General features: G+C 61.5%; 8 protein-coding genes. 6 read left to right on the top strand and 2 right to left on the bottom strand.

From position 1 onward, the window contains the following. The first annotated feature begins 5 nt into the window (after window positions 1-5). From I5961_RS12495 to I5961_RS12485, 3 genes are all read left to right on the top strand, one after another. Window positions 6-716: an AraC family transcriptional regulator gene (locus tag I5961_RS12495; RefSeq protein ID WP_319633929.1), complete on the top strand. Its 711-nt coding sequence runs from the start codon at window positions 6-8 to the stop codon at window positions 714-716. A 15-nt stretch (window positions 717-731) separates the two neighbouring features. Next, window positions 732-1,256, top strand: coding sequence for a hypothetical protein (locus I5961_RS12490; protein ID WP_227235394.1), 525 nt, complete (start codon window positions 732-734; stop codon window positions 1,254-1,256). A 126-nt stretch (window positions 1,257-1,382) separates the two neighbouring features. Beyond that, complete coding sequence (locus tag I5961_RS12485; RefSeq protein WP_227235393.1) at window positions 1,383-1,757, top strand: response regulator; 375 nt, start codon at window positions 1,383-1,385, stop codon at window positions 1,755-1,757. A 144-nt stretch (window positions 1,758-1,901) separates the two neighbouring features. Here the strand turns inward: I5961_RS12485 and I5961_RS12480 are convergent, their stop codons facing one another. Continuing rightward, window positions 1,902-2,852 (bottom strand): MBL fold metallo-hydrolase, encoded by a 951-nt coding sequence (locus I5961_RS12480; RefSeq protein ID WP_085703866.1) that lies wholly within the window; start codon window positions 2,850-2,852, stop codon window positions 1,902-1,904. A gap of 266 nt (window positions 2,853-3,118) precedes the next feature. Here I5961_RS12480 and I5961_RS12475 point away from each other — a divergent pair, with 266 nt between their 5' ends. From I5961_RS12475 to I5961_RS12465, 3 genes are all read left to right on the top strand, one after another. Continuing rightward, window positions 3,119-4,138: a GlxA family transcriptional regulator gene (locus I5961_RS12475; protein WP_227235392.1), complete on the top strand. Its 1,020-nt coding sequence runs from the start codon at window positions 3,119-3,121 to the stop codon at window positions 4,136-4,138. A gap of 148 nt (window positions 4,139-4,286) precedes the next feature. Next, window positions 4,287-4,661, top strand: a complete 375-nt coding sequence (locus I5961_RS12470; RefSeq protein WP_170929793.1) for a response regulator transcription factor — start codon at window positions 4,287-4,289, stop codon at window positions 4,659-4,661. 221 nt (window positions 4,662-4,882) lie between these two features. After that, the gene (locus tag I5961_RS12465; protein ID WP_227235391.1) at window positions 4,883-6,085 is read left to right on the top strand and encodes an NAD(P)/FAD-dependent oxidoreductase; all 1,203 of its coding nucleotides are present in this window, start codon (window positions 4,883-4,885) and stop codon (window positions 6,083-6,085) included. Window positions 6,086-6,170: 85 nt separating this feature from the next. Here the strand turns inward: I5961_RS12465 and I5961_RS12460 are convergent, their stop codons facing one another. Beyond that, entirely contained in the window at window positions 6,171-11,297 is a 5,127-nt protein-coding gene (locus I5961_RS12460; protein WP_227235588.1) for a trifunctional serine/threonine-protein kinase/ATP-binding protein/sensor histidine kinase, read from the bottom strand. Between the last annotated feature and the right edge of the window lie 159 nt (window positions 11,298-11,456).

The raw sequence follows: 11,456 nt of genomic DNA, 5'->3' as shown, positions 1-11,456 counted from the left end.
TCGCATTGTCTACTCAACGCACAACCCCCGACCCTGAATCCGAAAATCCGGTACGAGAACGAACCGTGGTTTTCGTGGCGTATCCGCAAATGGGCCTGCTGGATCTGACCGGTGCCCAGACCGTCTTATGGGCGGCAAGCTGCAGACTGGCGCAACTCGGCTTGCCCGGTTACGCCTTGCACACCGCAAGCCTGCATGGCGGGCCGGTGCAGACCGGCGAAGGCCTGGTGGTGCAAACCCGGCGGCTGGATGAGCTAAGCGGCGAGCCGATCAATACGCTGATCGTTCCGGGCTCGGCATCCATTCGCCAGGCCATGCTCGACAACGCGCCGCTGGTGGACTGGTTGCGCGTCACGTCAGCCACGGCCAGCCGTACAACGTCGGTATGCAGCGGCGCATTTTTCCTGGCTCAGGCGGGACTGCTCGACGGCCTGCGCGTGGCGACACACTGGCTGATGGCTGACACGTTCGAGCGGCTGTTTCCCAAGGTCGAACTGGATCGCGAAGCCATCTTCGTTCGCCAGGCATCGGTGTGGACTTCGGCCGGGGTCAGCGCGGGAATCGATCTTGCACTGGCACTGGTCGAGGCCGACAACGGCCGTGATGTGGCCATGCAGGTCGCCCGGCGCATGGTCGTTTACTACCGGCGCCCGGACAACCAGGAACAGTGGAGTCCGCTGTTGCACTCACAACATTCAATCGCGCTCGAGCGCTAGCTGGAGACGGTGGTCATGAACGCACCGCACAAACTGCTCCTGGTCAGTCACCCGCCCTGCGTCAGCCGCTACGGCACGCACACATCGCTATGCACCGCTGAGCGCGTGGAGATCATCGACGCGTTGACGCAGACTCTTGGCGCTACGCTGAATATTCTGGCGCGACTCAAACACAGCCAGCAGACATTGCGCACCGTCAGTTTCTTACCGGTGCAGACACTGTTGCGCAGGTTGCTGAATGCCAATACCCGATACGCCGACTTTCTCGTCACCGGCATCACGGATCTGGGTGGCCATGCCCAGCGTGACGCGCTATACCGCCTCAATGACGCGGCAGAACCGTTGTGTTTCGCCGACTGCCTGAAAGGCATTGATCGCTCCATACGCCGGCTCGGGGCCGCCGACGCCTTGTTCCGCGACTGTCGCGCCAGTGCAATTGCCAATAACGACTACGCCAGCCGACAACTTTTTGAAGCCTGCATTCGGCATAACGGTTACTTTCTTTCGTTAATCAACAACCACTTGTTTGCTGAACATTAATTAACTGTCGCAACTAACAAAAAAACCGACCAAACATACCCACGTATACTATTCCACAACTTTTGAAGGCGTATCTTGCAAGTATGGCGGGCGCTACAGCCACCCGCAAAGACGCAAGGTTTCCCCATGTTCAACTCAGCTATTATTTCAGTTGTCGATGATGACGAACTTGTTCTGGTTTCACTGGACAGCTTGTTGCGGTCTTGCGGTTATACAGTCAAGACGTTCACCAGCGCGTTTGCTTTTCTTGAATCAAGCGCGCCAGAGCAGACCGGGTGCCTGATCTCCGACATTCAGATGCCCGGCATGTGCGGGGTCGAAATGTACGAGGCGCTGGCGGCCAGGAAGATCCACATTCCGACTATCTTCATCACCGGCAAGCCGGGCCTGCCCCCTGAGTTCAGCAGCCGTGTGAAGACGCCCGAGGGCTATTTCTCCAAACCGTTCCATACCGACGCACTGCTGGCCTGCATCGAACAGGCCCTGATGCGCCGACGTTGAGCGGCCCCCTCGAACAAGGCGATGCAGAGCTGCCGCTGCCCGTTCGATAAACCTCAAAGCAAAAAAAGGCCCCGCAAGCTCATCACTTGCGGGGCCTGATTTTTAGCGAGGCCGGCCGAATGCAGCCGGGCCGCCGACAGCCGATCAGTAATCCCAGAACGCTGCAATCCAGCGGAACGCGTCACCATCGACCGCTACTCGGCCCACCGAAGGGAACGGCAGGTGCGTGGCGACAAACCACTCACCGCTCGCCGCCGCCTCGCGCATCAGACGCACGCGCACCCGCACCGATTCTTCAGGGTCATGCTCGAAGCCGTTGTGCCATTCCGGGTGTTCGAAGGCCACCGGAAACAAGGCATCGCCGGCAAAGGTCAGGCGTTCACCGCCGGAGTTGACGTAAACAATGCTGTGGCCCGGCGTATGCCCACCGGTCAGCTTCACCACCACGCCCGGCGCCACCTCGTATTCATCGTCGAAAGTGCGCACCCGGCTCCGGTAATCGTTGATGAACTGATTGGCTGTCGCGCGCAGAACGTCAGGCACCGGCGCCGGCATCTCGGTCTGAGTGAAGTCCGGAGTTTCCCAGAACTCGACTTCTTTCGCTGAAACATGGATCCGCACATCCGGACGCAGCCGGCTCTTCACTTCGTCGACCAGCAGGCCGCCGACATGGTCCATGTGCATGTGCGTGATCACGATGTCGGTCACGGCTGCCAGATCAATGCCGGCCGCTTCCAGCCGTTTCGGCAGCTGGCCGGCCCGGGGAAAGCCAGGAAACTGCCCGCCCAGTCCGGCGTCGACCAGGATGATCTGCTCGCCGCTGCGCACCACCAGCACGTTGAGTGCCCAGTCGAACGCGTCCGGCCCCAGAAACATGTCCTTGAACCAGGCGGCGCGAGCCTGCGGGTCAGCATTGGTCGACATGGTCGAGGTCGGCAGCGGCAGGACGCCATCGCTGATCACCACCACGTCGATGTCGCCGACCTGCAGTGCGTAGCGCGAAGGCACCAGCTCCTGAGCCTGGCCGAAATTCGAGGTGAATGGCAGGCTGGTGGCTGAGTGGGTTTGTTGGGAGTGATTCAGATAGGTAGACATGGTCGCTTTCCTGTTGGCTGAGTCGAAATTGCTCGGAGCAATGCCGCAAGAGCGGCATAAAGCTCCTTAAAAGCGAGTGTGCATCGCGACCCTGACGACCAATACCATACGCGGGTATAGGGATTGCGCCGGATCGAGCGAGTACGGCCGGCGCTGAAGTGGCTGCGTCCCATACCAATGTATATTCGCGCTGGCGCCCGCAAACGCGGACACTAGGGCACACCGGATCGTCGAAAACTGGCGGTCACCAAGCCCTCAAAGCCGTCATGAACTCAATTTTTCATCACCCCGACCCACTCACCTGTCTGCTCGCGCAGCCGCGCACGCTGGTGTTCCTGGCCTATCCGCAAATGGGCTTGCTGGACCTGACCGGCGCACAGACCGTGTTCTGGGCAGCGTCCAAAGCCAGGGCCGAACGCGGCCTGCCTGGCTACGCGATGCACACCGCAAGCCTCGCCGGCGGATTGATCGCCACCGCCGAAGGGCTGGCGGTCAACACCGTCCCACTGAACACCTTTGACGAAACCGCGATAGATACCCTGATCGTGCCCGGTGCACCGAACATCCGGCAGGCCATGCTCGACAACGTTGCGCTGGTGGACTGGTTGCGCGCGGCGTCGGTTAAGGCGGGACGCACCGCCTCGGTGTGCAGCGGCACCTTTCTGCTGGCCCAGGCCGGGCTGCTGGAAGGGTTGCGCGCGACCACCCACTGGGGGATGTGCGACATGCTCAAGGGTGGTTTTCCCAGTGTCGATGTCGACCTTGATGCGATCTACATCCAGCAAGGCAAGGTCTGGACTTCCGCCGGGGTCACCACCGGAATCGACATGGCGCTGGCACTGGTCGAAGCCGATTGCGGCAGGGCCATAGCTCTACAGGTCGCGCGGGAGCTGGTGGTTTTTCTCAAGCGGCCCGGCGGTCAGGCGCAGTTCAGCCAGTTGCTGCAATCGCAGATCGACGACCGCGGCGGCTTCGACGAACTGCACCTGTGGATCAGCGAAAACCTCGGCGACACGGGCCTGAACGTCGAAACCCTGGCCCGACAGGCACAGATGAGCCCGCGCAATTTCGCTCGGGTCTACAAACGCAAGACCGGTCGCACACCGGCGAAGGCGCTTGAGCTGTTTCGCCTGGAAGCGGCGCGACGGATGCTCGAAGACTCCCAGCGCAACATCGACCAGATCGCGCAGTTGTGCGGGTTCGGCGACGAAGAACGCATGCGCGACACCTTCTACCGTCATCTCTCGGTCTCGCCTCGGGAATACCGCAGCCGGTTCTCGCGCTGACGCCACACACCGCAAGGGCATCGGGCTCGCAGGCGTTCAAATACTGTCGCTATACACACGTATAAGTACGCCGCCGGATCGAGCGGCGTATCGTGCGGCAATGGCGGGCGTCCTCGACGGGCTACCCGAGATCAGCCCTGGTAAAGCAATGTCCCACACCGCTGTTGTTTCGGTTGTCGATGATGATGAATCCGTGCGCATGGCGCTGGACAGCCTTTTGCGCTCTCACGGCTACAGCGTGCGGCTGTACCCGAACGCCGAGGCTTTTCTGGCGATGACCGCACCGCCCCGCCCCGGCTGCATCATCTCGGATATCCAGATGCCCGGACTGTCTGGCATCCAGATGTACGACGCACTGTGCGCCCGAGGCCTGCGCATCCCGATCATTTTCATCACTGGCTACCAGGGCCCACCGCCAAAGGTCAACGCAGCATTTCCCGAGCCGCTCGCCTACTTCCCGAAACCCTTTCCCTGCGGCGAACTCATCACCTGCATCGAAAGCGCGTTCAATCGCACCGTTTGAATGCCCTCTTCCTATACCTGTGTATACCCGCCTCACACCTAAGCATGTCGGCGCTGACCCTATGTAGAAGTGTTCCGCCGCGCCTTCCTCGATAGCATTTTCTCCAGCGAATCGAACCGGTTCTGCGGTTGCTCACAACAACCTGCTTCGTGCAGACCGGGAGACGGTCACGCGTGAACAGTCAAGTCGTTCAACGATCAGAATTTCTCAGGAGTCATCCGATGAAACAGCACATTTTAGTGATAGGCGCAGGATTTGGTGGAGTCTGGAGCGCCTTGAGCGCCGCACGACTGCTGGACCAGCATGATCGTAACGACGTGCAGATCACCGTCCTGGCGCCCCAGGCAGAACTGCGTATCCGCCCACGCTTCTACGAGCCGGACGTCCACAACATGAAGGCGCCGCTGGGTGAGCTGTTCGATGCGGTCGGCGTGAGATTCGTCAAAGGCATCGCCGACAACATCGACACCCAAAGCAAGCAGGTGACCTACAGCGATGCCTTCGGCGCGCAAGGCAAGCTGAGCTATGACCGGCTGGTATTGGCCGCCGGCAGTCGCGTGATTCGCCCACCGCTCAAAGGCATGATCGAACACGCTTTCGATGTCGACCAGATAGAAGAAGCCGCCCGCCTCGAAGCCCATATCAAATCCTTGAAGAACCAGCCGTCGAGCGCTGCGCGAAATACCGTGGTGGTCGCCGGTGGTGGTTTTACCGGGATCGAAACCGCCACCGAAATGCCCGCCCGCCTGCGTGCCGCTCTGGGTGACGATGCGCCGATCAGAGTCATCGTAGTGGATCGTTCGCCGCAAATCGCCGCGACGTTGGGTGAAGGCATTCGCCCTTCCATCGTGGAAGCTTCCAGGGAGCTGGGCATCGAATGGATAGTCGACGCCTCGGTCGCCTCGGTCGATGCCGGCGGCGTGACCCTGGCCGACGGCCAACGTATCGAATCCAGCACCGTCGTCTGGACCGTTGGTTTCCGCGCCAGCCCGCTCACCGAACAGGTGCCGGGCAGCCGTGATCCGCAAGGGCGCCTGCACGTCGACGGCAACCTGAAAGTGCTGGGGCATGTGGATGTCTTCGCTGCCGGCGACGTCGCTTATGCCGCCACGGATGATCTCGGAAACTACGCCGCGATGTCCTGCCAGCATGCGATCAGCCTGGGCCGTTATGCCGGCAACAATGTGGCGGCTGACCTGATCGGTGTCGCGCCGATGACCTACAGCCAGCCCAAGTACGTGACCTGCCTTGACCTCGGCGCCTGGGGCGCCGTGTTCACCGAGGGCTGGGACCGTCAATTGAAACTGGTCGGGCAAGAAGCCAAAGACCTCAAGACTCAGATCAATACCGTTTGGATCTACCCGCCGGCCGCCGATCGTGCAACCGCACTGGCCGCTGCCGACCCGTTGATTCCGGTGGCCTGATCCCGCGACGCTTGACCCTTCTCTACTGCTGCGCGCATTCCCAGGCGCCCGCCACGGTTTTTTTTGGCGGGCGCTTTTTTTCTGCTCACGGAAGCAGAACGGGATCGGCCGGCAAGACAAACTGCACGACGGCACCGCACGGCTGATTGGCCTCGATCCACAATTGACCGCCATGGGTCTCGATGATCGAACGGCAGATCGACAGCCCCATGCCCAGCCCCGTGGGTTTGGTGGTGTAAAACGGTGTAAACAGCTGCCCGATCGAATGCGCGCCGAACCCCGGCCCCGAATCGCTGACACACACCCACACCTGCTCCGCTTCATTGGCTTGCGTGCGGATGCGCAGCTCTCCTTTGACGATACCTGCACCGCTCATGGCTTCCAGTGCGTTCATCACCAGATTGAGCACCACTTGCTGCAGCTCGACCCGGTCGCCATCGACCCGTGGCAAACTGGCCGCCATCTGCGCCTCGACCGAAACCCCGGCCTTCTGCGCCTGGCTCCGGGTGATCTCGATGACTTCGCCAATCACCTCATTGAGGTTGACCGGCTCCTTTGGCTGAGGGGCCTTGCGAATCAGCCCGCGAATACGATCCAGCACCTCACTGCCCCGATGGGCATCCCTGACGATCCGCTCCAGGCACAGGCGGGTTTCTTCGAGGTTCGGTGGCGCCGCACCCGACCAGCGCAGCGCTGCCTGGGCGCTGGCGAGTGTCGAGGCCAGCGGCTGGCTGACTTCATGGGCAATCGAGGCCGCGAGTTGCCCCATGGTCGCGACGCGGCAGGCATGGGCCAGCTCAGCCTGTATCTCGCGATAACGCTGCTCGCTTTCGCGGCTTTTGACCTCGCGCTCGGCGACATCGCGGTACAGGCGTGCATTGACCAGCGAGATCGCCGCCTGTGAGGCGATCAGCCTCAGCGAGGCGATCCGTGAGGGGCTGAACACCCTCGAAGTCAGGTTGTTTTCCAGATACAGCACGCCGATCAGTTTCGCCTGATTGAGCAACGGCAGGCAGAGTACCGAGCGCACGCGATGCTGGCGAACATACGGGTCGGCCGCGAACGATGGTTCGGCCAAGGCATCATCCAGTACCAGGTTTTCCTGAGTGCGCAGCACCTGGTTCAGGACCGACTCCGGCAACAGCCTCGCAGCCACCGGCGCATCGCGCAGATCCAGTTGCGTCGCGTCGTCACGAGTGATCGCCTCGGCGACGATCCGCTGCTCGCCCTGCTCCGTCAGGATCAGCACGCCACGCTGCGCGCCGGCCTGTTCGATTGCGGTGCGCATGATCATGTCGATCAGCTTTTCGAGGACGATTTCACTGGAGGCCGCTTGCGACACCTTTAACACGGTCGCAAGGTCCAGGTGCTCCACCGGCGTGGCGATGGTACTGGTGGGACCGGGCAGCGGTTTTTCGACCCGCAGGAACGTGTGCTCGGCTTCCAGTTGTCGCACTTTGCCCTCGGCGCCCCAGCGCTGATAGCCGTAGCGCGCATCCTGAAGATAGACCCGGGCAATCTTGTGCAGCCCGCGGTTTTCATAGAAACGCGCGGCGAGCTCGTTGGCCAGCGCTTCGATATGCAGGAAGCCGCTGCGCTGAGCTGATTCGATTGCGTGTTCGAAGCAATGCTCGGCCTCTGGCAGCCGGCCCTCCAGACGGGCAATTTCACCCGCCAGCAATGCGGCGTGGCTGGCGAAATTGTCCGGGCAGAGTTCGGCCCAGACCTGCAATTGCCGGTGTTGCGCGGTGATGACGTCGAGTTGCGCCTGCCGTTCACCGGCGGGCCTGGTGCTGCACAGGGCAGCGAGGGTCAAGGCCTGGTAGAAGCAATATTCGGCTTCCTCAAGAAACGAGTGCGATGACCTGAGCAATTGTCGAGCGGCGGCGCCGGCCTCTGCCGCTGCTTCGTAGTGGCCGGCGAAATAACAGGCCTGCAAGGTGCGAATCCAGTGCCAGCAAATGGCAACCAATGAGGTCTGGTGATCCTCGCAGTGGCGCTCGGCAAATGCGCCCGGGCCGATGCTGCCGAAAGTTGGCGTCTGGCCCCGGAGCATCCGGATAAACGCCAACTGCGTTTCGATGAAGTCGATGACCACGCCGAACCCGATTTTTCTGGCGTAAGCCAACCCGCGCTCGGCCTCCTCATGCAATTCGGCCAGGGGTTCGCCGGTGGCCAACAGGTTGGAGACCCGGCTGTTGCCGGTGAACGCGGCAATCGGCAGATCACCAGTGCGGTTCGCCACTTCAAATATACGGGCCAAAGGCTCAAGGCAGGTTCGTATCGGTTGAGCCCAGCGTTTGGCAAACAACCAGAACGCCAGTTGCGTACGTGCCTGATAGCGTTCCAGATCGCGCCGTTCGACCAGTCGACAGCCCAGCTCGGCGAACGCCACGCCGGCCGGATAGTCCGCGAACCGCCGCCCGGCGATCCGCGACACGTTGGCATAGGCCACGCACGAAGCATCGCTGTTGCCGTATTCAATGCTCAGATTGATCGCCCGGCACATGGCCAGGCCCGGAAGATTGCCGTCCATATGGACCGCAGCAACGATCAGCTTGGTCAGGGCTTCAAGAGTGGCAAGCGCGGTTTCATCCACCATGGGCGGCAGATCGATCAATGCTTCGATAGGACGCTCGCCGAGCCTTTGCCCGATCTGCCGGTATTCGTCACGCACCTCGTCGTCATCGGGATGAGGCGACCACTCGATCCCCAGATAACGCAGGAAAGCCAGGCAGACCGTCACCGCGTTGTCGCTCTGATTCAGAACCAGGTAGAGATCCGCTTGCAGGCAGGCGACCCGGGTGCGTTCGATCAGCGTCAGCGCACGGCGTGACAATTGCCGCAGACGCGCTTCGGCGCTCCCCAACTGGCGGGTAAGGAATTCGCAAAAGGCCCGGCCGGACTCCAGCGCAAACATCAACTCACGCTGATGTTCCCAGCCGCCCTCGCCCAGCAGCGCTGCGCCCTGGGCGAAGTACGTCAGCGCCGAAGCATAGGCCGTTGACGCTCTGGCCCGTTCGCCCGCCAGCAGGTTCAATTGCGACAGGTGTTCGCGCTCCTGTTGTCGATTCATCAGCGCGGCACCTCGATTGAGTTGGCCGACCATCTCGAAAATCTTTTCTGCATGCTTGTCTGCCGGCGTCTTCTCCACCAGCGAACGTCCGATCCGCAGGTGATGCTGCGCACGGGCAGCCTCATCAATCAGCAGATACGCCGCTTCCTGGACCCGATCGTGAACAAACCCATAAGTGCTGTCCTGACGCGTGATCAATTCATGACGAACCGCCGGCCACAACACCCCGTGAACCTCTGCGACAGGCAAGTCCAGAACGGTAGACAGGGAGGCGACATCGGCGAGGTTGCCCAGGCACGCCAGTTGCTGCAACGCCTGCTGCGTTTCAGCGGGCAGCCGTGCCATCTTGTCGAGCATCAGGTCGACCACATTGTCGGTGTAGCCCCTGGTGTGTATGCGCTGTGCGTCCCAGACCCATTGCCGGCGGTCATGATCGAAAGTCAGCAGATCCTGTTCGACCAGGGTTTGCAGGAACTGAATGACGAAGAAAGGATTGCCCTGCGTCTTGTCCAGAATCAGCTGCGCGAGCGGCGCGATGTACGACGGCTCGGAGCGCGATGACTCGGCGATCAACTGCTCGATGTGCGATCGGGCCAGCGGCAACAGGGTGATCTGATGTACCCGCCCCCCAGCCGCTTTGATGGCGCTCAACCGGGTGGTCAACGGATGCGAGGCATCCACCTCATTGCTGCGGTAAGCGCCGATCAGCATCAAGTGCTGCAAGTGGGAATGCGTCAGCAGTTCCTCCAGCCAATTGAGTGTCGCGACATCCAGCCATTGCAAATCATCCAGAAACAGCACAAGTGGATGTTCGGCGCGGGCAAACACGCCGATAAACCGTCGCAATACCTGCAAGAACCGGCGTTGCGCCTGTGGCGGCTCCAGGTCCGCTATCGGCGGCGTATCGCCGATGATCAGTTTCAGCTCCGGAATCAGGTCGCTCACCAGCCGCGCCTCGGCGCCCAGCGCTTGCCGCAGCGCGTTGCGCCACTCGGCCATTTGCGAATCGCTCTGGCCCAGAAGCGTGCGCACCAGCCCTTGGAACGCTTGGGCCAGAGTCGAATAAGGTACGTCGCGTTTGTACTGGTCGAACTTTCCGCTGGCAAACAACCCGCGCACCGGCACCAGGGTTTGATGCAGCTCGTGGACCACCGAGGATTTACCGATGCCCGAATAGCCGCAAACCAGCACCAGCTCCGGTCGGTGGCTGACGGCAATCCGTTCGAACGCGGCAATCAGCGTCTGGACTTCGGGCTCTCGGCCGTAGAGCTTTTCGGGGATCAGCAAACGGTCGCACGTCCCCTGCTCGTCCAGCGCAAACTCGTCCATATTCTGCAGGTGCCAGCCTGCCAGACAACGGCGCAGATCCTGCTCGACGCCAAGCGCAGACTGATAGCGCTCCTCGGCGGTCTTGGCCAGCAGCTTCATGACGATTCGCGACAGCATCTCGGGCACCGTCGCCACGCGCGCATTCGGCGACATCGGCGTACGCGCGATATGGCAATGCAGCCATTCCATCGGATCGGCAGCGCTGAACGGCAGCGACCCGGTGAGCATTTGATAGAGCGTGACGCCGAAGGCATAGAGGTCGCTGCGCGAATCCACCAAGCGGTTCATCCGGCCCGTCTGTTCCGGGGCCATATAGGCCAGAGTCCCGGACAACGTTTCTGGCGGTTCCGCGGGCTGCCGTTCCCGGGGCAGACGCGATGCGAGGCCGAAGCCGGTGAGTCGGGCGTGCCCATCGGGGCAGTTCACCAGAAGGTGAGCGGGCTTGATGTCTTTGTGAATCAGGCCACGTCGATGCAACTTGCCCAGTGCAACCGCCACGCTGATGGCCAGCGGCAGAAACGTCGCAACGTCCAGGGGTGCCGTCAGCAAACGGGCCAGCGGCACGCCGCCCGGGTCTTCGAGCACCAGCTGCAGGCGGCCCTCGTCATGCAACAACTCAAGGGGACGGGCAGCCCAGTCGCTCTCCAACTGGTCTTTCAGGGAAAACTCATGGGCAAGCCGCTCGACGCTAGCGCCCGAAGGTTGCTCCGTAGCGAGCGAGGCGATCAGGACATCAACCTCATGACCGCCAGAAGCACGTCTGCCCCGCAGGAGAATGCGTTCTGCGTCGTCCCACAGCATCTGCATGCCTTCATTCATCGCCGTCGCAGCCGTTGGTAATCGCTGGATCATGGGGCACCGTTACCTGTATGCCGTTTGGCACCCTTTGCTAACCGTAGCTGAGGGAAAGGCAGGGAGAAAAACCAACGAAAATCTTTGCAGTAAAACCGACGCGCGGCAATCAAA

The organism is Pseudomonas sp. IAC-BECa141 (assembly GCF_020544405.1).
Classification (GTDB): domain Bacteria; phylum Pseudomonadota; class Gammaproteobacteria; order Pseudomonadales; family Pseudomonadaceae; genus Aquipseudomonas.
The sequence above is the reverse complement of the archived record's forward strand: the minus strand, read 5'-3'. Positions and strand labels throughout refer to the sequence as shown.

Excerpts from the sequence above, each read along its gene's own strand:
- I5961_RS12490 (WP_227235394.1), top strand. The coding sequence starts at position 732 with ATGAACGCACCGCACAAACTGCTCCTGGTCAGTCACCCGCCCTGCGTC.
- I5961_RS12485 (WP_227235393.1), top strand. The coding sequence starts at position 1,383 with ATGTTCAACTCAGCTATTATTTCAGTTGTCGATGATGACGAACTTGTT.
- I5961_RS12480 (WP_085703866.1), bottom strand. The coding sequence starts at position 2,852 with ATGTCTACCTATCTGAATCACTCCCAACAAACCCACTCAGCCACCAGC.
- I5961_RS12475 (WP_227235392.1), top strand. The coding sequence starts at position 3,119 with ATGAACTCAATTTTTCATCACCCCGACCCACTCACCTGTCTGCTCGCG.
- I5961_RS12470 (WP_170929793.1), top strand. The coding sequence starts at position 4,287 with ATGTCCCACACCGCTGTTGTTTCGGTTGTCGATGATGATGAATCCGTG.
- I5961_RS12465 (WP_227235391.1), top strand. The coding sequence starts at position 4,883 with ATGAAACAGCACATTTTAGTGATAGGCGCAGGATTTGGTGGAGTCTGG.
- I5961_RS12460 (WP_227235588.1), bottom strand. The coding sequence starts at position 11,297 with ATGCAGATGCTGTGGGACGACGCAGAACGCATTCTCCTGCGGGGCAGA.